19 protein-coding genes are annotated in these 23833 nt (G+C 53.1%); 17 read left to right on the top strand and 2 right to left on the bottom strand.

The features are described 5' to 3' along the window. Positions 1-3 precede the first annotated feature (3 nt). From QOL74_RS10925 to tkt, 7 genes are all read left to right on the top strand, one after another. Entirely contained in the window at positions 4-843 is an 840-nt protein-coding gene (locus QOL74_RS10925) for an energy-coupling factor transporter ATPase (RefSeq protein ID WP_430383869.1), read from the top strand. Next, on the top strand, positions 828-1703 hold the full coding sequence (locus QOL74_RS10930; RefSeq protein WP_283409516.1) for an energy-coupling factor transporter ATPase: 876 nt from the start codon (positions 828-830) through the stop codon (positions 1701-1703). Before QOL74_RS10925 ends, QOL74_RS10930 begins: the two co-directional genes overlap by 16 nt. Next, complete coding sequence (locus tag QOL74_RS10935; RefSeq protein WP_283409517.1) at positions 1694-2527, top strand: energy-coupling factor transporter transmembrane component T family protein; 834 nt, start codon at positions 1694-1696, stop codon at positions 2525-2527. The genes QOL74_RS10930 and QOL74_RS10935 overlap by 10 nt, the downstream gene beginning before the upstream one ends. 218 nt (positions 2528-2745) lie before the next feature. After that, entirely contained in the window at positions 2746-3705 is a 960-nt protein-coding gene (locus QOL74_RS10940; RefSeq protein WP_283409518.1) for a P1 family peptidase, read from the top strand. Between the two features lie 79 nt (positions 3706-3784). Continuing rightward, the gene (gene panB / locus QOL74_RS10945) at positions 3785-4618 is read left to right on the top strand and encodes a 3-methyl-2-oxobutanoate hydroxymethyltransferase (protein ID WP_283409519.1); all 834 of its coding nucleotides are present in this window, start codon (positions 3785-3787) and stop codon (positions 4616-4618) included. 11 nt (positions 4619-4629) lie between these two features. Then, the gene (locus tag QOL74_RS10950) at positions 4630-5847 is read left to right on the top strand and encodes a M20 family metallopeptidase (RefSeq protein WP_283409520.1); all 1218 of its coding nucleotides are present in this window, start codon (positions 4630-4632) and stop codon (positions 5845-5847) included. Between the two features lie 218 nt (positions 5848-6065). Further along, a complete protein-coding gene (tkt, locus tag QOL74_RS10955) occupies positions 6066-8054 on the top strand; it encodes a transketolase (RefSeq protein WP_283409521.1) in 1989 nt (662 codons plus the stop codon). 170 nt (positions 8055-8224) lie between these two features. Here the strand turns inward: tkt and QOL74_RS10960 are convergent, their stop codons facing one another. Then, positions 8225-9520: a LysM peptidoglycan-binding domain-containing protein gene (locus QOL74_RS10960; protein ID WP_283409522.1), complete on the bottom strand. Its 1296-nt coding sequence runs from the start codon at positions 9518-9520 to the stop codon at positions 8225-8227. 211 nt (positions 9521-9731) lie between these two features. Between QOL74_RS10960 and QOL74_RS10965 the strand changes: the two genes are divergently transcribed. From QOL74_RS10965 to QOL74_RS10985, 5 genes are all read left to right on the top strand, one after another. After that, complete coding sequence (locus tag QOL74_RS10965; protein WP_283409523.1) at positions 9732-11843, top strand: transporter substrate-binding domain-containing protein; 2112 nt, start codon at positions 9732-9734, stop codon at positions 11841-11843. Then, on the top strand, positions 11836-13230 hold the full coding sequence (locus QOL74_RS10970; protein WP_283409524.1) for a sigma-54-dependent transcriptional regulator: 1395 nt from the start codon (positions 11836-11838) through the stop codon (positions 13228-13230). Before QOL74_RS10965 ends, QOL74_RS10970 begins: the two co-directional genes overlap by 8 nt. Positions 13231-13787: 557 nt before the next feature. Beyond that, positions 13788-14816 (top strand): TAXI family TRAP transporter solute-binding subunit, encoded by a 1029-nt coding sequence (locus QOL74_RS10975; RefSeq protein ID WP_283409525.1) that lies wholly within the window; start codon positions 13788-13790, stop codon positions 14814-14816. 2 nt (positions 14817-14818) lie between these two features. Beyond that, entirely contained in the window at positions 14819-15370 is a 552-nt protein-coding gene (locus tag QOL74_RS10980) for a DUF1850 domain-containing protein (protein ID WP_283409526.1), read from the top strand. A gap of 5 nt (positions 15371-15375) precedes the next feature. After that, positions 15376-17406: a TRAP transporter permease gene (locus QOL74_RS10985; protein WP_283409527.1), complete on the top strand. Its 2031-nt coding sequence runs from the start codon at positions 15376-15378 to the stop codon at positions 17404-17406. Between the two features lie 186 nt (positions 17407-17592). Here QOL74_RS10985 and QOL74_RS10990 read toward each other — a convergent pair whose 3' ends face one another. Then, positions 17593-18612 (bottom strand): S-layer homology domain-containing protein, encoded by a 1020-nt coding sequence (locus QOL74_RS10990; protein ID WP_283409528.1) that lies wholly within the window; start codon positions 18610-18612, stop codon positions 17593-17595. 421 nt (positions 18613-19033) lie between these two features. Here QOL74_RS10990 and QOL74_RS10995 point away from each other — a divergent pair, with 421 nt between their 5' ends. Genes QOL74_RS10995 through QOL74_RS11015 form a run of 5 tightly spaced genes read left to right on the top strand, consistent with a single transcriptional unit; the run spans position 19034 to position 23811 of the window. Beyond that, positions 19034-19972 carry an Ig-like domain-containing domain gene (locus tag QOL74_RS10995; RefSeq protein WP_283409529.1) on the top strand — a complete coding sequence of 313 codons (939 nt, stop codon included), beginning with the start codon at positions 19034-19036 and terminating at the stop codon, positions 19970-19972. Beyond that, on the top strand, positions 19969-20991 hold the full coding sequence (locus QOL74_RS11000; protein ID WP_283409530.1) for a FecCD family ABC transporter permease: 1023 nt from the start codon (positions 19969-19971) through the stop codon (positions 20989-20991). The genes QOL74_RS10995 and QOL74_RS11000 overlap by 4 nt, the downstream gene beginning before the upstream one ends. Positions 20992-20993: 2 nt before the next feature. Then, positions 20994-21845, top strand: a complete 852-nt coding sequence (locus QOL74_RS11005; RefSeq protein ID WP_283409531.1) for an ABC transporter ATP-binding protein — start codon at positions 20994-20996, stop codon at positions 21843-21845. Further along, positions 21845-22996 (top strand): ABC transporter substrate-binding protein, encoded by a 1152-nt coding sequence (locus QOL74_RS11010; protein WP_283409532.1) that lies wholly within the window; start codon positions 21845-21847, stop codon positions 22994-22996. Before QOL74_RS11005 ends, QOL74_RS11010 begins: the two co-directional genes overlap by 1 nt. Positions 22997-23034: 38 nt before the next feature. After that, entirely contained in the window at positions 23035-23811 is a 777-nt protein-coding gene (locus QOL74_RS11015) for a hypothetical protein (RefSeq protein WP_283409533.1), read from the top strand. Positions 23812-23833 lie beyond the last annotated feature (22 nt).

Genomic DNA, 23833 nt, shown 5'->3' on the forward strand with positions numbered 1-23833 from the left:
ACCTTGGATAAGCTGATTGAAGTCAAAGACCTGACTTTTGTCTATGGCCGGGGAACAAAGCAGCCGGTGAAGGCACTAAAAAATGTGAATCTGGATATTATGCGGGGTGAGTTCCTTACGATTCTGGGTCACAACGGCTCAGGCAAATCCACCCTGGCACGCCACTTCAATGGGCTGTTGACACCTTCAAAAGGGGAAGTGCTGGTGGATGGCATTTCTGTCAAGGATAGAAGCAAGCTATGGGAAATTCGCAAACGTGTGGGCATGGTGTTTCAGAATCCGGATAATCAGATTGTCAGCACCGTGGTGGAAGAGGATGTGGCATTTGGACCCGAGAACCTGGGCATACCGGCAGATGAAATTCGGCAGCGGGTGGACTGGGCACTGGAAACACTGAATATGACTGAGTATCGCCGGGAAGAGCCTCACCAGCTGTCAGGCGGTCAGAAACAGCGGGTGGCCATTGCCGGTGTGCTGGCAACGCGCCCCGAATGTATCGTGCTGGATGAACCGACAGCTTTATTGGACCCCATTGGCCGGAATGAAGTGATTGAGGCGGCTAAAAAGTTGAACCGGGATGAAGGGATCACCGTGGTGCTTATTACCCACTTTATGAACGAAGCCATTGAATCAGACCGCATCGTGGTCATGGACAGAGGGGAAATCACGCTTTCGGGGACACCCCGGGACATTTTTGATCAGGTGGAACTGATTCGTGAATTGGGCCTGGATATCCCCATGGCCACTCAAATAGCCCTTGGCCTGCGCCAGCGGGGCATTCAGGTGGCAGACCATATTCTGGCGGCAGAGGAGTTGGTGAACAGCCTATGTCCATCATCGTAGAAAACCTTAACCATCGCTACAAAGCAGGCACACCATTTGAAAAACAGGTGCTGTTCGGTATCAATCTGGCCATCGGCGACGGCGAATTCGTGGGTCTCATCGGCCCCACCCAGTCGGGAAAAACCACGCTGGCACAACATTTCAACGGACTGTTCATTGCCAAAGATGGAAAAGTGCTGGTGGACGGAAAAAATCTGGCAGACAAAGAAACCGATATCGTGGCCGTGCGCCACCAGGTGGGGTATGTGTTTCAAAGCCCGGAACACCAGCTGTTTAAGGAAACTGTGGGGGAAGACATTGCCTTTGGGCCGGTGAACCAGAAATGCAGCAAAGATGAAGTGGATCACCGGGTGCGGGAGTCAATGGCACTGGTGGGGCTGGATTACGACATCTTCTACAAACGGGATATTTTTGCCCTCAGCGGCGGCCAAAAGCGAAGGGCAGCCATTGCCGGTGTATTGGCAGGGCATCCCCGGGTGCTGGTGCTGGACGATCCCACTGCCGGGCTTGATCCCCGGGGGCGGGAAGAAATTCTGGAGGTCATTGGGCGTCTTCATGAAGAACGGGATATGACCATTGTCTTCATTTCCAATACCATGGAAGACGTGGCCCGAATGGCCAAGCGCATCATCGTCATGAATGAGGGCACCATTTTTGCAGAAGGAGCCACCCGGGAAATTTTCTCTGAATGGGAGAAACTCCGGGAAATCGGCCTAGGAGTTCCGGAAACTATTGTGATTATGCAGCAACTGGCGGGAAGAGGCATGAAAGTGCCTGTGGATACCCTGACAGTGGATGAAACCGTTGAAGCCATCGTCAAAGAAATGACTGGTGAAAGGGGGCAAGCCCAGTGGAGCTGACAAAAGATATTACCCTGGGGGTCTATATTCCCCGGAAGACCACCGTACATCAGGCAGACCCCCGCAGCAAGATTTTACTGACCATCCTGCTGATTACACTCTTGTTTTTCATTAAAACCTACACGGCGTATGGGGTCTATGCCCTTTTTGCCCTTTTCCTGGTATGGATATCGCAAATACCCCTGGGGTATGCCGTGAAAGGATTAAAACCCATGATTCCGGTGCTGATCATCATGTGGATCTTTCAGCTGTTCTTACAGAAACCGGACCATGCCCAGGTGATCTTCTCCCTTGGATTTCTGGAAGCCACCGATGTGGGGCTGCGCATGGGAACCCTCATGTCCATTCGTGTATTGCTGCTGTTTCTCATCACCACCATACTCACCATGGCCACCTCCATGGTGGAGCTGACAGATGGCATTGAAGCACTGCTGAAACTCTTCCGCAAAATCGGGGTGCCATCCCATGAACTGGCAATGACCATGGTGATTGCGCTTCGTTTTGTGCCCACCCTGGCAGAAGAGATGGAAAAAATTGTGAAAGCACAGATGGCCCGGGGAGTTGATTTTGACCGGGGGAATTTTATCCAGAAAACCGCCAAGGTGTTTCCCATCTTTTTGCCCCTTTTCCTCAACGCTTTCAAGCGGGCGGAAGATTTAATCATCGCCATGGAAGCCCGTAATTACACTGGTGGCGGCGGGCGCACCAAGATGCGGCAGCTGCGCATGGGGCCGGCAGATACCAAAGCCTTTGCGGCGGTGCTGCTCTTTACCCTGATACTGGTGGCGGTGATTCGTCTGTTCCCACCACCGATTCAGATTTAGGCGGCAGCCCCTCGATAATCGGGGTGACGGCTGCTGAAGCGCAACAATAAGCATGACCGGGTCATTATGTTGAAGCTTTTGTAATGAACGGCAGTGTGTATGCAGTATGTATAATGAATGGCGGTGTGAATAAGCACTATGAATAAGCAGTATGAGTAAGCACTATGAATAAGCAGTATGAGTAAGCAGTGAGAATTAAGTGTAGGGGAGGGACGGGGATGAACGGGACACTGACAGATATCCAGGGCATCAAAGTTGGTCACGCCCAGAATGAAGCGGCGCTTACCGGTTGTACTGTCATCTTATGTGAATCCGGCGGTGTTGCCGGGGTGGATGTCAGGGGGGCGGCTCCGGGAACCAGGGAAACCGATCTGCTTCACCCGGTGAAAATGATGGATCAGGTTCACGGCATTCTGCTCTCCGGCGGCAGTGCCTTTGGGTTGGACGCCGCCGGTGGTGTTATGCGTTACCTGGAAGAAAGAGGTGTCGGTTTTGATGTGGGAGTGGCCCGGGTACCCATAGTGCCGGGAGCGGTTCTCTTTGATCTGATGATTGGTGACCCGGCAGTGCGGCCTGATGCTGCCATGGGTTATGAAGCCTGTCGACAGGCCACAACAGATCCAGTGCCCCAGGGGTGCGTGGGAGCCGGCACCGGAGCCACCGTGGGCAAACTCTTTGGCCCCAAATATGCGACAAAATCAGGGATTGGCAGTGCCTCGATGAAAATAGGCGGGGGTGTGCGGGTGGCGGCGCTGGTGGCAGTCAATGCCTTTGGTGATGTGGTGGACCCGGAGAGCCAGGCCATTTTAGCCGGGGCGCGCACACCGGTCACGGGAGGGTATGCCAACTCAGCCAAGTTGCTGATGGGCGATTTGAACCGCATTATTGCAGGGTTTCACACCAATACCACCATTGGAGTTGTGGCCACCGATGCCGCCCTGACCAAGGCAGAAGCCTCAAAAGTGGCCCAGATGGCCCACAACGGCTACGCCAGGGCCATTCGGCCGGTACACACCCAATATGACGGCGATACCATTTTTGCCCTGTCCCACGGGACGAAAAAAGGGGATGTAAATGCCATCGGGTTTGTCGCATCACTGGTGATGGAGGCGGCTATTCTCAATGCGGTAAAGCATGCCGTTCCTGCGGGGGGATTACCGGCCGGGTCGCGGCAGTGAGCGCCGTTTTCTGAAAATCACCAACCATCATTATGGATCAGGACTACTGAACAGGACCATTGAACAGGAGGCATTGAACATGGCAGCAGTCACCATACCTGCATTACAGAAAATGAAAGCAGAAGGCATCAAAATCAGCATGACCACCGCTTACGACTATCCCACCGCCTGCCTGGTGGAAAAAGCAGGCATTGAAATTATTCTGGTGGGCGATTCCCTGGCCATGACAGTGTTGGGAATGGACTCCACCGTACCGGTGACCATGGATGAAATGATTCATCATATCAAACCTGTGGTGAAGGGCGCTCCCACGCCCCTGATTGTGGGAGACATGCCCTTTGGGTCATATCAGGTCTCTCCGGAGGAAGCCGTGGCCAATGCCATCCGTTTGATGAAAGAGGGAGGCTGTGACACGGTGAAGCTGGAAGGCGGCAGCGACATGGCGCCCATTGTGAAACGAATTGTGAAGGCGGGGGTTCCGGTGATGGGGCATATCGGCCTGACACCTCAGACGGTCTCCATGTTGGGGGGGTTCAAGGTGCAGGGCAAGGGAGAAGCGGCGGCAAAAGTGCTGCTTCAGGATGCCCTGGATCTGCAGGAAGCCGGGGCCTGGGGATTGATTATTGAAGCCGTGCCGGAGAATGTGGCCAGGCTCATCACCGAAAAAGTCACCATTCCCACCATTGGTATTGGCGGTGGTCGATACTGTGATGGTCAGGTGTTGGTGTTTCATGATATGTTCGGCCTGTTCGACAAGTTTCTTCCCAAGTTTGTCAAGCAGTATGCCCAACTGGGAGAACAGATTGTGGCTGGCCTGGAAACCTTTAAGGAAGATGTGCGGGAGACCCGTTTTCCCGAAGAAAAACATGTTTTTGGCGGCGTGACGGAAGAAGAGCTGAAGCGGTTATACTAAGGAGTGACACCATGAAACCTCTGGAAAAAGTGGTTGACTATGTGGATCAGGAAGCACTGGTGGCGCTGACACAGCAGCTGATTCGGGTTAAAAGCGTGTATGACCCGGAGGTGCCCGGGGCCAATGAAGAAGCTGTCGCCGGCCTGGTGGCCGACACGCTGAGAACCATGGGCCTGAAAGTCACCATGGAAGAAGTGGTACCGGGAAGACCCAATGTGGTGGGGATTCTGGAAGGCGGCTCACCCGGCAAGACCCTGCTGATGGAAGGGCACACCGATGTGGTGACTGCCGGAGATCTGGATGAATGGACAGAAGATCCTTTTGGCGGTGACATCAAAGGAGAACGCATTTATGGCCGGGGTGCCTGCGATACCAAGGGAAACCTGGCAGCAGCCATCATGGCGGTAAAAGCCATCCAGGATGCCGGCATTCCCTTCAAAGGGCGCATTCTGTTGTGCATACCCGTGGATGAAGAAGGGCTCATGCTGGGAATCAAAGACTTCATTAAACGGGGATGGGCGGATGCAGTGGACGCCGCCATCATCTGTGAACCGGAAGAAAATCACCTGTGCATTACTCAGAAGGGTGCCCTGCGCATTGCCCTGCGGGTTTTCGGAAAAATGGCCCATGGGGCCATGCCCCTGGCGGGCATTAACCCCAACTGGGGGATGGCAGCGGTGATCACCGGGCTTGAAAAGCTGGAACAGGCTGAAATTCAGCGGCTGGGAAAAGACCCCCTTCTGGGATACCCCAGCATCACCCCCACCATTCTGAAAGCCCCTTACAAAGGAGAGGCCCAGATCAATGTGATCCCCAAGGAATGTTACATGACATTGGACATCCGCACCATTCCGGGACAGGAACACAGCGTGCTCATTGGTCAGATTCAGGACATACTGGACAGGATTTCCGGTGAAAGGCCGGATTTCAAAGCAGAAATGGAAGTGCTGGAAGAACGGCCCTGGACGGCAACAGACAAAGAACACCCGGTGGTGAAGGCCATGGACAGGGCTTACCGGCAGGTGACGGGGAAGGAACCCACCTATAACGGCGTGCCCGGGGCAACAGACGGCACCTTCCTTCACGCCTGGAAAAACATCCCCATCATCACCACGGGAGCCGGTGACCGGCTGATTCCCCATCAGGCAGATGAGTACGTGGATATTCCCCAACTGGTGGAGGCGTGCCGCCTTTTTGCCCTGGCAGCCCTTTACTATCTCAATGAATAAGGTGATCTGCGAAGCATCTGATTGACATTGGTGTTATTGACATTGGTGTTAATGAAATAATTGCTTTAAGCTGGGCGACTGAAAATTTCGGTCGCCTTTTTGCAGTGGTGACCTGAAGGCGAAATTCGTCGGTAAGGGTGGGAAAAACTGGTCAGACCCTCGGTCTAATGGTATAATGAAGCCAATATATCAAGCAACGATTTTGAGGAGGCTGACGCATGAATCAGGAAATGGACCAGTTGGCAGTTAATACCCTGCGGGTACTGTCTGCTGAAGCAGTTGAAAAGGCAAACTCCGGTCATCCCGGGCTCCCCATGGGTTCTGCGCCCATGGCGTATACCCTGTGGTCAAGGCACATGAATCATAACCCCAAGAACCCGGCATGGAAGAACCGGGACCGTTTTATACTTTCTGCAGGGCATGGCTCCATGCTGCTGTATTCCCTGTTACATCTTTTTGGATATGACTTGAATATGGAAGAGCTGAAATCCTTTCGCCAGTGGGACAGCCGCACCCCCGGTCATCCTGAGTTTGGGCACACCTCCGGGGTTGAAACCACCACGGGCCCCCTGGGACAGGGGTTTGCCAATGGAGTGGGCATGGCCATGGCTGAAGCCCGCCTTGCAGCCCAGTTCAACAGAGAAGGTTACCCGGTGGTTGACCATTACACTTACGTACTGGCCGGCGACGGCTGCATGATGGAAGGCATCAGCAGCGAGGCTGCCTCACTGGCCGGCACTCTGGGTCTGGGCAAACTTATCGTGCTGTATGATTCCAACCGCATCTCCATTGAAGGCGATACTGATCTGGCGTTTCGGGAAGATGTGAAAAAGCGCTTTGAAGCCTATGGCTGGCAGGTGCTGCAGGTGAAAGACGGCAATGATCTGGAGGCCATCAATGCGGCACTGGTGGAGGCGAAAAACGACAAAACCCGCCCCGCCATGATTGAAGTGGTGACAGAAATTGGGTACGGCTGCCCGGCAAAACAGGGAAAAGCGTCAGCCCATGGAGAGCCCCTGGGTGCGGAAAACCTGAAGGCCATGAAAGAAAACCTGAATTGGCAGGAAGAACCCTTTAAAGTGCCTGCATCAGTCTCCCGGCAAATGGAATCAGAAATGGAAAAGGGCATGAAGGCAGAAGCGGCCTGGGAGCTGATGCTCAGTGACTACTTCACTGCCTATCCGGAAATGGAGACGGCCTGGGACCAGTGGTTCGGAAATGCCTGGATGCAGGATGTCATGGAAGACGAAAGTCTGTGGCAGTATGACAAGCCCAATGCCACCCGGTCTGCTTCAGGAGACATCATTAACCGTCTGGCAGAGAAGGTGCCCAACCTGATTGGAGGTTCTGCCGATCTGGCGCCTTCCACCAAAACACTCATGAAGGCTCACAGTGACTTTCAGAAAGAAAACCACGCCGGCTCGAACCTGCGATTCGGAGTGCGTGAACATGCCATGGCGGCCATCATCAACGGCATGGCCCTTCACGGCGGGCTCCGGGTATTTGGTGCCACTTTCTTCGTCTTTACCGACTACATGAAAGGGGCTATGCGCCTGTCATCCATTATGGGAGTTCCGGTGACCTATGTGCTTACCCACGACAGCATTGGAGTGGGTGAAGACGGCCCCACCCACCAGCCCATTGAACATCTCATGGCATTGCGCAGTGTTCCCAACATGATTGTGTTCCGCCCCGCCGACGGTAAAGAAACCGCCATGGGTTGGAAGGCGGCTCTCAGCAGCACCAACACACCGGTGTCGCTGGTACTGACCCGGCAAAATCTGCCCCTGTATGCAGAAACCGGGGCTGATGCTCTCAAGGGCGGCTATGTGCTGAAAGATGCCGGCGACGGAGAACCCCAGGTGCTTCTCATGGCCTCCGGCTCTGAAGTGGCCACCATTATGGCGGCGGCAGATGCACTGGCGGCCAAGGGAATTACCAGCCGGGTGGTCAGCATGCCTTCCTGGGAACTGTTTGAAAAACAACCCGAAAGTTACCGTCACCAGGTGCTGCCACCGGCCCTGCGCAAGCGGATTGCCGTGGAAGCCGGCAGCGGTTTGGGCTGGTATAAATACACCGGGCTTGATGGCCGGGTGATTTCCCTTGATCACTTTGGTGCATCGGCACCGGGTGAATTACTCTTTGAAAAATTTGGCCTGACACCCGAAGCGGTGGTGGAAGCGGCAGAAGCGCTGGTGGGCCAGTAAGTCATACCAGTAAGCCATAATAGCACCAATAAGAAATCACCGGGAGAAAGTTCCCGGTGATTTTTGCGTGGCTGGTATTTTCTGCTATAATAAAACAACGGAGATTGACTGTTAAAGATTGACTGTTTAAGTTGAAATATGCTTTCGCACATTCCTGCAAGTCATGCTGCCTAATTGTTGGGGATGCGCAGTACCTGCCCGGCCCTGAGGCTGGAAGCATCGGTGATGTTATTGTAGCTCATGATTTCAGGGTAGCGGCTTCCGTCGCCATAGAAACGAAGACTGATGGCATAGAGGGTGTCCCCTGACTGAACGGTGTAGTTGGTGTGAGGTTCGGTGGATGTCGGCGGCGGGGTGGCCGGCGGGGTGGTTTCGTTACTGGGCGAATCCTCGCCCGGATCTTCGGTTACCGGTGTTTCACCAGGTTCTTCCGGCTCATCTCCGCCGGGAGCTTCCTGGTCAGTGGGATCACTTGCCGGAACTTCAGGGGTTTCCATTCCCGGAGGTGTTTCAGCCACTTCGTCGCCAGGTTCCCGGTTCAACAGGCGGTTGATACCCATGATTCCCAGAAATAAAATCAGGAGGGCGGCCAGTGCCACCAACAGGGTTTGGCGTCGGCGGGCCCGTTTGCTCCGGCGTCCCACCCGGCGTTCCCGGGTGAGTAAAAAGGGTCGTTCTGGTGCGTCTGGATGGTCTGGCATCATTATAATGTCTCCTTCCTCGTTGTTGGATGCAGTCCGGGTTCTTGTACTGCGAGGCTCAATCGGTGACGGCGGTCGGTGATCCTGACTGAGGCGCGTTTTGAAAAAAATGGGGTTGAAATCTTTTTGTACAGCCTGCACGTCCGGGTACTCTCCCAGATAACAGCGCTGAATAATGCCGGCCACTTCCGGGTGAGATCCTTCCTGCACTTCGTCCAGGCGGGCATAGAGAGAATTGCCGTACACACAGAGCAGAAAGTCGCCGATACGCTGCAGGTAACTTGGCCATGAGGCAGTGAGGTCTTCGGGAGAGAAAAAGAGAATATTGTTCAGGCATACAATTTTCCTGTCGACCACCGAGATGTTCCCGAAAGAAGAAAGGACATATCTCACCACCAAGGGCAAAGGTTCCATCACCAGCAGTTTATTCAGGTAGTTGCTGACAATCTGTCCCTTTTCGTAAGGGTTCAAAATGGTATTGGTGACGAAAGAAGGGAATGGTTTGCCGGGACACTGTTTTGAAACCGTGTAGAAAACATCTTCCACCAGAAAAAAGTCATCAAAAAACTGTTTCATTTCCCGATCAAAATGCTGAAAAGCCTCCATCACAGGTTCGCCGGCCTCCAGATCCCGGAAAGCTGTGACGTACACTGGTGTTTTAGATTCGGAAAACAGATCCTGCGCCAGATAAATCCGTTGGAAGGCGTCCTGGTGAAGCACCTCTTCCACTTGATACTGGTTGTTGATGAGAATATCCCGGTTCATGCTGAATCCCTCCCCGTGGCTTCCGGTCAATGACGGACTGCCCCTTCTAAAGTATATTCGATGGAAAGCCTGAAATTCCTCTTTTATTTCATGAATTTTTTTGAAGTGCCATCAAATTCGGTTTCTGGAACCACAGATGGCGTATCTTTGTTCGTTGATTCAATACCCTTCATCGGAGGGTCTTACACCGGCAAATGTCAGGAGAATATCCATGAGGCGAACAGAAGAAAAAAAACAAACAAGCCTGTCGCACATTGCTGCGGCTCTCAAAAAGCGGTGCAACTCCCCCAGGTTCACGCGCTGTCTGCTGGCACTCGTCATACCAATGCTGGTGGTGCCACTGGTGATGGTGCAGAGCGTCCCGGTGGAAGCGGCGCTGGATAACCCCTATCTTCAAAGGCAGCATCTGGTGTTGCGGGTGGCCTTTGATCCCCGGCTGGCACCGCTGCAGTATGAGACGCCGGAGGGTTACCAGGGGTTCAGCATTGATCTTTTGGAAATCATGGGGAGCCGAAATGATTTTCGGGTTCAATGGATGCCCATGACCATGACACAGGCGCAGAAGAGCCTTCAGGAAGGCACGGTTGACGTGATCATGGGGATTGACTACCAGGCCCGGCTGGCGCCGGAGATGGAGTTCACCGAGCCCTTTTTTTCCTCAACAGTGGGGCTCATGGTGCCGGCGGGTGCCACCGAAATCGAATCCATTGCTGATTTGTCTGAAAAACTGGTGGCCATTCAGCGGCATTCCCTGGAGCACGATTTTCTTCAGAATGTGTGGCGTATCAATTTCAATACCACTGAAAATCTGGTGGACGGTCTGGCCCTCATGGAAATGAACCGGGCAGAAGCGCTGGTGGGAGACCGGCTGGTTTTGCAGCATGCCCTGTCGGAACTGCAGCTGGAGGATGCGTATCAGTTTGTCAGCAGCTATGTGATCCCCCTGGAGTATGCCATGGCGGTTAAAAAAGAGAACTTTGGTCTGTTGAACCTGCTGAACCGGGGGTTGCAACAGGCGAAGGGCCAGGGAATCCACCATGAATTACAGGAAAAATGGTTTGGCAGCAATCTTCTTCAGGCCCGGCTTGAACAGACCCTGAAAGCACTGGGGTTTATTCTGGCCCTGATTTTTGGCGTCTTTCTCATCAGCTTGTGGTGGAACCGCATGCTGCAAAAGGAGGTGCAACGAAAAACCGGCGAATTGAAGGCGGCCAACCGGGATCTGGAATACCAGATTCTGGAAACCCGCAATATGAGTGGTTTAATGGAGCAAATCATGCGTAACAGCCCCCGGGGGTTGGTAACGGTGGATCGAAAAGGCCTGGTGACAGCCCTGAACCCCCGGGCCCAGGAACTCACCGGAGAAGCCGAATCTCTGAAAGATAAGCATTATACAGCATCACCCCTGTTGGAAACCCTGCTGGAAACGCGTCTGAAGCATGTACTGGAAGAAGGGGTTCAGTATGTGGGAGGGGAACTGCGCTGGCAGCCGGAAGAGAAGGGCAGCCGGGTGGATATTCGCTACACCCTTTACCCTGCCAGGGATGTGGAAAAACAGATTACCGGCATGATTCTCACGCTGGAAGATATAACAGAGGAGCGAAAGCAGCGGGAGCAGGGCTTTGAGCGGGAAAAAAGCCGGGCACTGCATCAGGTGGTGGCAGGAATTGCTCATGAAATCCGAAATCCTCTCACATCCATCAAAACCTTTGTGGAACTGATCCCGGCAAAGATTCTCAATCCCCAGTTTCAGGAGAACATCGTGCGGCATGTTCCCCGGGAGGTGGAACGGGTGAGTCAGCTCATTGAAAGTCTCATCGACTATGCCCGGCCACGGCCGCCCAACCGGGAAGTATTTGATGCGGCTGAATTATTGAGGTCCTGCACGGCATTGTTTGAACCCGTCTTCAACAGCAAGGGCTTTCAGCTGAAAAGCCGGCTGGAGCCGGACTGTGTGATTCAGGCGGACCGGGATCAAATTAAACAGGTGTTGGTCAACTTTCTGTTGAATGGACTGGAAGCCATGGAAATGCGTGTCAATGGGGAGGAAATGACGATGCCGCCATCCATGACCACCAGCTGCCGTTTAGATGGAGCCCATGTTTGGATTGATTTGAAAGATGAAGGGGTGGGCATGAGCCCGGAAGAGCTGAAGAACATCCTGGAACCATTTTATTCCACCAAAAAAGATGGGACCGGTTTGGGACTGCCCCTGTCCAAACGATATCTGGAGGATAATGGGGCTGTGCTCAGTTTTGAAAGTGAAAAAGGACAGGGTACCATTGTCCACCTGCAATTTGAGAGGATGACAGACCGTGGATAAAATTCTGATTGTGGATGACGAAATTTCCATTTGTTCTTCCCTGACATTTGCCCTGGAAGATCGCTTTGATGTGCAGGCAGTCACTGACGCAGGTCAGGCCATGCAGCTGGCCCGACAGGAAATCTTCCATCTCTGCCTGCTGGACCTGAAGATCGGACAGGTGAACGGCATTGATGTGCTGGAGCAGATGAAAGCCATTCAGCCGGAGATGGTGGTGATTATGATGACTGCCTATGCCTCCATCTCTTCATCGGTGGAAGCCATCAAAAAAGGGGCGTATACCTACCTCACCAAGCCCCTGCACATGGAAGCCATGCTGTCGGTGATTGAACAGGCATTGGCGTACCAGCGACTGAACCGGCAGCTGGAGTATCTCAGCAGCGAACTGGCTGAAAAATACACCGACAAGGGCATTATCGGAAACAGCCCCCCCATGAAAGTGGTGTTCAGCAAAATTGAAAAACTGAAAGACTTGGACACCAGTGTGTTGGTGGTGGGTGAAAGCGGCACCGGCAAAGAACTGGTGGCCCGGGCCCTCCATTTTTCAGGCCAGCGGCGAAAGCATCGTTTTGTGGCATTAAACTGTGCTGCAATACCGGAAAACCTGCTGGAGAGTGAACTGTTCGGGCATCGCAAAGGGGCTTTTTCCGGTGCCAATGCCGATAAACCCGGTAAGTTTGAATATGCCAATCAGGGAACTCTTTTTCTGGATGAAATTGGCGATATGCCGCTGGGGCTGCAGGCCAAGCTTCTAAGAGTGTTGCAGCAGAAAGAAGTGACACCTCTGGGGGCCAACCGTCCCATCCCCCTGGATGTACGGGTGATCGCCGCCACCAACCAGGACTTAAATGAAAGCGTGCGGCAGGGAACCTTTCGCCAGGATTTGTACTATCGACTGAATGTGGTGACGGTGAGTATGCCAGCCCTGCGCACCATGCGTGAAGATCTGCCCCTTTTGTTCCGCCATTTCTTAAAAAGTTTTCAAAAGCCGGGAGAACCGGTGAGAAAGCTGTCTGAGGAAGCAGCTCAGGGGCTGATGCACTATGACTATCCCGGCAACATCCGGGAGTTGGGAAATATTCTGGAGGGTGCCTGCATCATGGCAGAGGGAGAGATGATTCAGTGGCATGATTTGCCGGAAGAGGTGCGTAAGACCACCCGTATTCCTGACAAGACTGATAATAATGGAGAAATGGGGAAGGATGTCTTTTCCAGCCTGGTGGGTATGACCCTGGAAGAGATTGAAAGAAAAGTGATTGAAGCAACCCTGGTCAGCCATGAAGGACACCGGCAAAAGACGGCAGAGGTTTTGGGAATCAGCGAACGGGGGCTCAGAAATAAAATCAACCGGTACGCTTTGGGAACTTCTGACCCTGTCAGCCGGTAGATTTCATCCCGGATCATTTCATCATACCGGCAAAAAATGCCGGAACGGCATAAATTGCCGCAGCATCGAAACGAGCCGTGGGTTTGATAATTTTATATCAATATCAGTGGAATCATCGGGGAATTGCCTGTTGTGAGGCCTGTAAAAAGGGTGTTGGCAAGACTGCCGGTGATTTTGATGTTACGGCAAAAAATGCCGGTGATGGCGGGTGAACCGTAAACTAGCCAGTAGTGTTGACAGAGAAAAAACCGGCGGGCCGCGAAAAAACATCGCCGGGGGAGAAAATTTCTCCCGGCTAATTTGCAGGCATCAAGCGGCCCCCCCCTTACTGCCAGAAAATATGATATAAGTTCAATGCGTTGAAATCAGATAAATAGGAAAGACGAAACGGCAAACGTTTACCAGGTTCACCTTGCCGGCAGTGGGGAAGATGCAGGTGTGGAGAAGTGTTTTTTTGCACAACCGGTGATCACTGGCACGATCTTTGCAATTTAACAGAGCAGTGTGTCAGATCGTTTTGACATCAAAAGAAACCAATAAGCAAAGGGGAGAAAAAAATGAAGAAGATCTTAGCAATCCTGTTACTGATGACCATGGTATTGGCAGCCTGTGGCGGCGGTGCATCAGCACCGGCAGCACCGGCACCGGCAGAATCGGGTGAGGCACCGGCTGAAACACCGGCAGAGGCGCCTGCTGCGAGCCGTGACCTGTTTGTTACGGTAGCCACCGGACCCACCAGTGGTGTTTATTATCCCATCGGCGGTGCTTTTTCCAGCATCATTCAAAATGACCTGGGCTTCCGATCCTCTGCCCAGTCCACCGGTGCTTCTGTTGAAAACATCAACCTGATCCTCAACAGTCAGGCTGAACTGGCCATCACCATGGCAGATGCTGTCACACAGGCTTACCTTGGCTTTGGTGCCTTTGAGGGAGAAGCCCCCAAAGAAGAACTTCGGGGTCTGATGAGCCTTTACCCCAACTACGTGCAGCTGGTCACCATGGAATCCACCGGAATTGAAAGCTTCTACGATCTGGAAGGCAAGCGTGTGGGTGTCGGGGCCCCCAACTCCGGCGTTGAACTGAATGCCCGGCTCATGTTTGAAGCCCATGGCATGACCTATGATGATATTCGCCCTGACTATCTGAACTACGGCGAAGCTGTTGATCAAATGCGCAACGGCATGATAGACGCCGCTTTTGTTACATCCGGTATTCCCAACGCCACCGTGATGGATCTGGGAACCACCAATGCCATTCGCATCATCCCCATCGAAGGGGAAGGCATGGCTTATCTGAATGAACACTACCCCTTCTTCACAGCCAACATTATTCCGGCTGGTACTTATGATAATGAAGAAGATGTTAACACTGCCACCATTATGAATCTGCTGCTGGTACACCATGACTTGCCGGAAGATGCCGTGTATGAGATCACCAAAGGCTTCTTTGATCATCTGGACACCATTCACAGCGCTCACAATGCGGCCAAAGAGAATATCAATCTTGACAGCGTGATGGAGGGAATGGTGGTTCCCCTGCATCCTGGAGCAGAGCGTTACTTCCAGGAAGTGGGAGCCATTGACTAACGGTGAAGACTGAAGCGGGAACCAAGTGGAGGGGGGGAACCTCCTCCTTTCTGCCATTCGCAGGTTTACGAAAGCTGAAATCAAGGCAGCAGGTACTGATACTGGCGGCACTCTGCCTGAGTCTCCTGTGGGGCCTTGTTCGATGGCTGCCGGCAGCGCCTGGCAGCATGCTGGTGATCCGCACTGCCAATGACATGGAAGTGCAGTGGCACACAGCTGTTGAAACAGGTGATGTGCTGGTGTTTCACTGGATACATTCTGTGGAGCACATTCCCTGGCAGGAAACCTTTGAAGTGACGGCAGAAAATACACTTATGCTGACAGAATCCCGGTTCGCCGGATTTGGTGCCGGCATTCCCCATGAAAATCAGGGAGGAGTGCGGGTGGAAGACGGCTGGGTGATTCTGGATAACATCCAACGGGAGATAAAGCAATACGACTGGATTCATTCCCACACAGCTTTACCTGAAATCTGGCTCAACGGAAAGGTCATGCTGCAGGGAGCTGATCTGCCGCATCATCAACCCCTGACCCTGACCATTGAAGAGAGGTGATTCATTTGAACAGTGAACATGAAAAAAACCGGCAGGAACCGGGGGTTCAGCCGGAAGAAACCATCGAAAAAAGTATTAAGGAACTGGAAATGGAAGCTATGGATGAGAAAAAGCAGCAGGAGCTGCTGGAGAAATTTGACAATGAATCCCGGGTGCGCACTTTCACCAACCGGGGCATGGCGCTTTTTGTGAAGGCGTTTGCCATTGCCGTATCCCTCTACCATTTATACACGGCTTATTTCGGAACACTGGTAACCCTGAAGCACCGTTCCCTCCATGTGGCCATGATTCTGGCCCTGGCCTTTGTGCTTTATCCTGCCTTCAAAAAATCCAGCAGAAACCGGCTGGCCTGGTATGATGCAATTTGTTCGGTGCTGGCCCTGTCAGTCACCGCCTATATTTTTTCGGACTATCTGGGAATTGTTCACCGGGCGGGTGTGCCCAATCAACTTGACCTCTTTTTCGGTGTGGTTCTCATTTTTCTGGTGCTTGAGTCAGCCCGGAGGGTTACCGGCTGGGCGCTGCCTCTCATGGGCGTTATTTTTATTTTGTATGCACTCTTTGGGCGCAACATGCCCGGTTTCTTTGGCCACCGGGGCTACAGCTGGACACAGATCGCCAACCATTTGTTTGTTTCCACCGATGGGGTGTACGGTACCGCTGTGGGGGTGGCCTCCACTTATATTTTCCTCTTCATCTTGTTTGGGGCCTTTATGAACAAGTCGGGAATGGGACAGTTTTTCAATGATATCGCACTGGCCTTTGCCGGTCACACCAAAGGCGGGCCGGCAAAAGTGGCGGTCATCGCCAGTGGTTTTCTGGGGAGTATTAACGGGGCGGCTGTTGCCAATGTGGTGACCACCGGCGCCTTTACCATTCCCCTGATGAAACGTACCGGTTACAGTGCAGATTTCTCTGGTGCGGTGGAAGCTTCCGCCTCTGTGGGCGGGCAGCTGCTGCCTCCCATTATGGGTGCGGCAGCGTTTATCATGGCAGAAGTGCTGGGTGTTCAGTATCGGGTCATTGTGATGGCAGCCATTCTGCCGGCCCTGCTGTACTATCTGGGTATTATGGTGCAGGTGCAGATGAGGGCTTCCAAAAACGGACTGGAAGGCTTGCCAAAAGACCAGCTTCCCACCATTGGTGAAGTCATGAGAGAACGGGGACATTTGCTGCTCCCATTGATTTTTCTCATTTACATGCTCTTTTTCAGTGGTCGGACCATCATCTACTCAGCCTTTCTCACCATCGTGGTGACCATTCTTGTGAGCATGCTGCGTCCTGCCACGCGCATGAACTTTCAGGATTTCCTCGACGCCCTTGATGCCGGTGCCCGTTCTTCGGTACCCGTAGCCCTCGCCTGTGCGGCGGTGGGTCCCATTGTGGGGGTTGCCAGCATCACCGGGTTTGGACTGAGCATGGCCTATACCATTGTGTCTCTTGGGGGCACCAGCCTTCTCTTTACCCTGATGTTCACCATGCTGACCTGTATTATTCTGGGAATGGGACTGCCCAGTATTCCGGCGTACCTGATTACCGCCACCATGGCGGCGCCGGCACTGGTGCAACTGGGAATTGAACCCATCGTGGCTCACTTGTTTGTGTTCTATTTCGCCATGTTTGCCAACATCACTCCGCCTGTGGCCCTGGCTTCCTTTGCAGCGGCGGGAATTTCCGGCGGTAATGCCATGCGCACGGGCTTTGAATCCATGAAGCTTTCCATGGCCGGGTTCATTGTCCCCTATATGTTTGTGTACAACAAAGCCCTTCTCTTGCAGGGAACCAGCCTGGCAGAGGGGATTATGGTCACCATCACCGCCATCATCGGCGTGGTGATGCTGGGAAGTGCCGCAGAAGGATACTTCTTTGCCCGCATGCCCCTTCCGCTGCGCGTCGTCCTCTTTGCCGCGGCGCTCATGCTGATCAGTGCCAATATGCTGCAGGATGTGGTGGGGCTGGCGGTGATTGCGGTGGTACTGATGCTGCAATGGACAAAAGCCAAAAAGGAAAAGCAGCAGGAACCGCTGTCGGCGTGAAGAAGACACGTTGCAAAAAAAGTTCCAGCTGTCCTTCGCCAGACCCGCTGTCTTCATCCTATTTTGTCTACCGTCTGAACCGACCTTTTGGTAAGGTCGGTTTTTTTATGCCATCAACAAAAAAGAACTTCCTCTTATTGCTCAAGAAGAAGTTCCTTTGAGATTGCAGATAAAATCGATCACACGCTACTCGGCCACAATCACTTCCAGCTTCTGGGTTTTGCCCAGGGTATTGCCGTTGTTGGCCATCAATTCCTTGTCCACACGAATTTCGTAAGCAGCGCCAGAAGACAGTATCTCTTCAGGGGTGACGTATACATTGTTCCGCTCTTCGTAGGATTCAATGCGGCTCACTTCAGCCTCCACAGCTTCACCGGATTCAACCAGGGTCATCGAGAACAATGACTGGTTGGCCTCCCAGTTGTCCCCTGTCACATTTCGGTCAAAATTCAGTTGGAAAACGGCGTTGACAGGCACGGCAGTACCTTCTTCCCAAGCAAAAGGTTCTTCGCCATCCACCAGCACTGTCACGCCCAACAAATTCAGTGGGTTGTTGCCGCTTTCATGTGTTTCACCGGCTTCAACGGTTTCGAAGGCAGTCAGGGCTCTTCTCAGCAGTACCACTGCCTCAGCTCGGCTGATTTCACCTGTGGCAGTGTAGTCCAGGCCTTCCACAGGGCGAATCACACGTTGGTTCATCATAGAAGCCAGTGCATCCCGATTCTGGGCCTGCACCTGGTCCGGATCTGCCAACTCAGCAAGTACAGCCAAGGAAACATCTGATTCCACTGGTACGAAGGCACTCACCATCACGGCAGCGTCTTCCCGGGTAACGTTGCCCTGGGGATCAACCATGTTGGCCTCATCGGCTTCAAGGTATTTGGCCTTGGTGGCAATTTTAAAGGCCTCCAGGTACCAGGCGTTTTCTGCCACATCATCAAAGGTCTTGCTGTTGGTTTCTGTTAAATGAAAGGCTTTGTTCATCATCACAGCAAACTCTGCACGGGTGATTGGTTGGTCAGGGCGGAAGGTGCCATCGCCATAACCTCTGATCAGTCCCATCTCCTGCCATTCAGTCAACTGTTTTTCTGCCCAGTGACCTGCGATGTCGGTGATGGCGGCGTAGGTTGTCAGGGTTGACAGCACCACCAGCACCAGGGTCAGCAGGAGCATCATACATCTGCCTTTGAATACGTTGTTCTTCATTGTTGAATCCTCCTTTTGTAATAAAAAGATGCAAAAAGAATAGATATTTCTAAGAAGACTTGTTGCTTCGCTGCCAATTCGGATAATAATGGGATAGGTTTTTATATGCATAACGATAGGCAAAACGTTTCCCTCGATATCCGCAGGCGTGGAGCAGTTCAATTGTCTCTGTTATTGTATGTGAGAGGGTGATATAAGTCAATAGTCTATCAGCTGACATTGACTTTGATAGGTTAAGATGGGCATTTTACTACAATGACATTGGTTCGATGTGTTGACTTCGACATAATGATGCCATAAAATAATTAGCAATGATAACGTCTGTCTCTCAGCAGGTGGTTTTTTCTCTCCATGGAAAGATGAAAACTTCCGGTTGGAAATTTGACAGGCTTTTTATGGACCAAGGAGGGAAACGATAACAATGACAGAGAAAAGCGTTTGCGCAAAAAGTCAACATCCGAAGCATGGAGTGTCAGATACCTTGATCCTCATACCCAGCACAGGATTTCGCTGGAAAAAACCCATGGCCATGCTGATGCTGGTCATACTGCTGGTTAGCCTGCTTTCCCTGGCCACTTACGCCGAAGGCGACGGGGACGGTGAAGGGGGCGGTATTGATCCGGTAAGACTGGAGTTTTCTGTGCCCGCCAGTGGTGCTGTCAATGTGTCCCCGGAACTGGAAACCATCTTGCTGGTGTTCAACAAAAACGTGGTGTACATGACCATTCGTGATGCCAACATGGCGGCCATCTCCCTGGCAGCAGTCGACGGCACCCCGGTGGCCATCACCATTGAAATGGGTGACGACCAACTGTACCGGGAGCTTCGACGGGATGTGAAGGTGCATTTAGGCGAAACATTGAAGCCGGATACGGAATACATACTGGCCATTGATCCCACCTTCCAGGCGAAAAATGGCACCACCTTGGACAGTAGAGTGACAGTGGCCTTCACCACTGCTCCGGCAGCGGCTTCACAGGAACAGCAAGAAACGGTGGAAGCACCTGCCAGCCCACCCCAGGAAGGGCAGGCAGCAGAAGGTGCTGCCAACCGGGCGGAAGAAACGGCTGCCACAGACCAATCAGAGGGAAACGATACCGACGCTCAGACGGAAGCAGCCCTGGCGGCAGATCAGGCCAATGACGATGAAGAAGAAACCTCTGAAGCAGTTCAGGCAATACAGGAGGCGGAGGATTCGGTCCAGGAGGTGGAAACGACCGCAGAAACACCCCGAGAAAATGTGGAAACCGCCGACCAACCTGTTCCGGCAGAAGCTGCCACTTTGCCTTATGGACCCCTGTTGGCAGGGGCGGGTCTGTTCACAGCAGTGATCTTGTTCCTGCGAAGGAAATCCTCATGAAACCCCTCATGACACTGCCCATCATGGTACGTCGTTTGCTGCTGGTGACCTTTCCACTTGCAGCCCTGCTCCTGTCCGTTTTTATTGGCAGGTACCCATTATCCATTTACCAGGTGCTGGAAATATTGTCCCTGCCATTTTTCGGCAGGGGGGAAGAACTCCCTGCCATGCACCAGACGGTGATCTGGCAAATCCGCTTGCCCCGGGCCCTGTTAGGAGCCATGGTGGGAGCCAGCCTTTCTGCCAGCGGTGCCACCTTCCAGGGCATCTTTAAAAACCCCCTGGTAAGTTCAAACATCCTGGGGGTCAGCTCTGGGGCTGGCTTTGGCGCTACCCTGGCCATCATTCTATTCGGACAGGGCACCATGATTTATATTTTTGCTTTCCTGTTTGGCACCCTGGCTGTGGTGTTCAGCTATCTGGTGGCCCGGCATTACCGCACCACCCCCACCATCATGCTGGTGCTGGGAGGCGTGGTAGTGTCCTCCATTTTCTCTTCCCTGATCTCTTTGGCAAAATACGTGGCCGATCCTTACACTGATTTACCCGCCATTGTGTTCTGGCTCATGGGCAGCCTGGCAACTGCCAGATGGGAAGACATCACCACCGCCGGGTTGCCCATGCTTCTGGGAGTGGCGGGCCTCATGGCCCTGCGTTGGCGCATCAACGTGCTTTCCATGGGAGATAAGGAAGCTCAGTCCCTTGGAATCAACACCACCCTCACCAAGGGCTTTCTCATTGGGTCCGCTTCCCTGGCCACCACCGGGGCTGTCTGTGTCAGCGGCATCATCGGCTGGGTAGGCCTCATTATTCCCCACATTGCCCGTATTTTGGTGGGGAACGACCACAAGGCACTGATCCCTGCTTCCATGCTCTTGGGGGCCGGTTATCTGGTGCTGGTGGACATCATTGCCCGCACCCTCACAGGGGCAGAAATTCCCCTGGGCATTCTCACCGCCCTCATTGGCGGCCCCTTCTTCATCTACCTGCTGAAAAAAACAAAGGGAGGCGGTTGGTAACCATGATTCTCAACGTACATCAAGCCACCTTCAGTTATCATAAAACTCCGGTGTTTCAACACCTGAACCTGACCATGGACACCCAGGGCATCTTTTGCCTCTTCGGCCCCAATGGCTGCGGTAAGTCAACTCTGCTGGAATGTTTACTGGGCTACCTGACCCTGGATGCCGGCGACATTCACTGGGGTCAGAAATCCCTGAAAAAAATGAAACCCCAGGAAGTAGCCCGCCACACCGCCTACACTCCCCAAAACCACGTGAAATCCTTCCCTTACACTGTGTTACAGGTGGTGCTCATGGGACGGGCCGCCTACCAAGGTCTGTTTCAGTCCCCCTCACAAGAAGACGAAGCCATGGCCTGGGAAGCACTAAAGGCGGTGAACATGACCCATTACGCCCATACCCCCTACACCCAGCTTTCCGGGGGAGAGTCGCAACTGGTGATGATTGCCCGGGCTTTGGTGCAGGACACACCAGTCATCATCATGGATGAACCCACTGCCCACCTGGATTTCCGTCATGAGCTCATCGTTTTGGAAACCATTGTGAAGCTGGTGAAAGAACAGGGCCGTTCCATCATCATGTCCACCCACTTTCCCAACCATGCCTTCTACTTTGAAAACGCGGGCGTCCCCATTCAGGTAGCTCTCATGGAGAAGGGTGACTTCACCGCTCAGGGAAGCCCCCGGGAGGTGCTGAACGAAACCAACATGAGGGATACCTTCGGCGTAAGGGCACACATGGTTCACTATGGCGAAGACACGGATAACACTTACACCCAGCTCATCCCCCTCAGCCTGCTGCCCAGGCCCTCGACTGACGGGGGAGATCAAGGCGAAAGGATGATCACATGATGCACACCAATAACAAGTCCTTATCAAAGGTCACCCGATGGATGGCATGGCTGTTAATCCTGCTGATACTCACCGGCTGCGCTTCAACCCAGCCTGCCCCGGCGGACAGCACGCAGCCAGAGACTCCTATGGCCCAGGAAGACCCTTTGGAAGAAGTAGCTGAACCACAGATTGATGCTGGGAAATGGATCACCGACGCCGTTGGAAGGGAAGTGCTGGTACCGGACAAGATTCAACGGGTTGCCTGCCTCTACGCCTTCTCCGGTTATGCCGTCACTCTGCTGGGAGATGGCGACAAAATCGTGGCCACCCCCGGCGGGTTGAAGCGTGACCGCCTGCTGGCCATGGTCAACCCCGCTATCGAAGAGGTTTCCGTCCCAAGAGCAGGGGGCACCATTAATGTGGAAGAACTGTTAAACTTAAAACCAGACCTGGTTTTTGTCAGCATCGAAACCGCTGCTGACGACCGGGAAATGGACAAAATGGACAAGACCGGCATTCCTTTTTTGGTGGTGGATTTCACCAGCATTGAAGACCAAATGGCAAACATTGCCTTTATTGGCGAAGCCATGGGCAGAATCCAGGAGGCTCAGGCTTTTAACGCCTACTACCAATCAGTGATTGACAGGGTGGAAGGTGTGCTGGCCCAAGTGCCCATGGGGGATCGGGTCACCGTGTACCACTCCATCAACGAAGCCACTCGCACCGACATCAAAGGCTCCCTGTCTGCCCAATGGACCAACATTGCCGGAGCCAACAATGTGGCTATGAACCAGGACCTGCGTTTTGTGGACAACAAATATTTCGCCGCCCTGGAGCAAATCCTGCTGTGGGACCCGGAAGTAATGATTGTCAATGAACCGGACGTGGTGAAATACATCCTCACCAATCCCCAATGGGCAACATTGCAGGCCGTAAAACAGCAAAAAGTATACCAACTGCCTCAGGGAATCTCCCGCTGGGGCCACCCCGGGGCCGTAGAAACTCCCCTGGCCATCCTCTGGACAGCCAAAACCCTGTACCCGGAACTCTTTGAAGACATGGACCTGAAAGAAGAAATACAGCACTTTTACCGTACCTTTCTGGCCTTTGACCTGGAAGATGACCTGACTGAGCAGATTTTACAGGGAGGACTAAGGGATCCAAAGTAACACTTCATCACATTTCAATGGAAGAAAGGAACCTTCCCATGACCACTAACCGTTTTGAAAAGCTGTTTATTTCACTGGACGACACCGACAATCTGGAAAGCCTCGGCACTGGTCACCTGGCCGCTGCCTTTGCTCGCTGCATCGAAAAATACGGATGGGGCACAACCACCTTCATCTCACGCCATCAGCTCTATGTTCATGACGACATACCCTACACCTCTCACAACAGTGCCATGTGCTTCACTGCAGAACTGAACCTGGCTCACCACCAGGCACTGGTGGAAGCTGGTGCAGATTTTCTCCTAAAAGAAAGTGCCCCAGGCTCTGACCCAGGCTTTTGCGTTGCCCCCCTGTCAAAAATTGACGGGTCACACCAGTTGCTGCGATACAGCCGTCGGGCAAAGGAAGAAGTATTGACAAAATCGGAAGCTTACGCCCTGGCCGCTTCCCTGGGCATCCACCTGTCGGAACACGGCGGCACCGGACAGGGTGTAGTGGGTGCTCTGGCCGCAGTGGGATTGCGCCTGGGAGGCAATGACGGCCGCATCAAGGGAAAGCACCTGGAAGGCATGGCAGGAAAATGTCTCACTGTGGATGAAATCTGCCAACGCAGCGCCGTTGATGCCGTATGGACCATGGATTACCGTCCACTGAAGGAAAACGAAAAAGTGCTTCTTGGGGAAAAAGTTAAAAGTGTGTTGTTGCAGCACCAATCCGTACTATTGGTGGTGCCCGGAGAAGACTTTGACATGACAGGTGCCAGGATTGACACTCCCTGGGTGACCTGTCCAAGACACCTGCTTCAAAAATATTAGTGTAAAAGCCACATTTTGATAA

The organism is Anoxynatronum buryatiense, from assembly GCF_900182905.1.
Taxonomy (GTDB): Bacteria; Bacillota; Clostridia; order Peptostreptococcales; family Tindalliaceae; genus Anoxynatronum; species Anoxynatronum buryatiense.

What these genes read in the sequence shown, in the direction of transcription:
- QOL74_RS10930 (WP_283409516.1), top strand. Translation starts at nt 828, where the DNA reads ATGTCCATCATCGTAGAAAACCTTAACCATCGCTACAAAGCAGGCACA.
- QOL74_RS10940 (WP_283409518.1), top strand. Translation starts at nt 2,746, where the DNA reads ATGAACGGGACACTGACAGATATCCAGGGCATCAAAGTTGGTCACGCC.
- panB (WP_283409519.1), top strand. Translation starts at nt 3,785, where the DNA reads ATGGCAGCAGTCACCATACCTGCATTACAGAAAATGAAAGCAGAAGGC.
- QOL74_RS10950 (WP_283409520.1), top strand. Translation starts at nt 4,630, where the DNA reads ATGAAACCTCTGGAAAAAGTGGTTGACTATGTGGATCAGGAAGCACTG.
- tkt (WP_283409521.1), top strand. Translation starts at nt 6,066, where the DNA reads ATGAATCAGGAAATGGACCAGTTGGCAGTTAATACCCTGCGGGTACTG.
- QOL74_RS10960 (WP_283409522.1), bottom strand. Translation starts at nt 9,520, where the DNA reads ATGAACCGGGATATTCTCATCAACAACCAGTATCAAGTGGAAGAGGTG.
- QOL74_RS10965 (WP_283409523.1), top strand. Translation starts at nt 9,732, where the DNA reads ATGAGGCGAACAGAAGAAAAAAAACAAACAAGCCTGTCGCACATTGCT.
- QOL74_RS10975 (WP_283409525.1), top strand. Translation starts at nt 13,788, where the DNA reads ATGAAGAAGATCTTAGCAATCCTGTTACTGATGACCATGGTATTGGCA.
- QOL74_RS10990 (WP_283409528.1), bottom strand. Translation starts at nt 18,612, where the DNA reads ATGAAGAACAACGTATTCAAAGGCAGATGTATGATGCTCCTGCTGACC.
- QOL74_RS10995 (WP_283409529.1), top strand. Translation starts at nt 19,034, where the DNA reads ATGACAGAGAAAAGCGTTTGCGCAAAAAGTCAACATCCGAAGCATGGA.
- QOL74_RS11000 (WP_283409530.1), top strand. Translation starts at nt 19,969, where the DNA reads ATGAAACCCCTCATGACACTGCCCATCATGGTACGTCGTTTGCTGCTG.
- QOL74_RS11005 (WP_283409531.1), top strand. Translation starts at nt 20,994, where the DNA reads ATGATTCTCAACGTACATCAAGCCACCTTCAGTTATCATAAAACTCCG.
- QOL74_RS11010 (WP_283409532.1), top strand. Translation starts at nt 21,845, where the DNA reads ATGCACACCAATAACAAGTCCTTATCAAAGGTCACCCGATGGATGGCA.
- QOL74_RS11015 (WP_283409533.1), top strand. Translation starts at nt 23,035, where the DNA reads ATGACCACTAACCGTTTTGAAAAGCTGTTTATTTCACTGGACGACACC.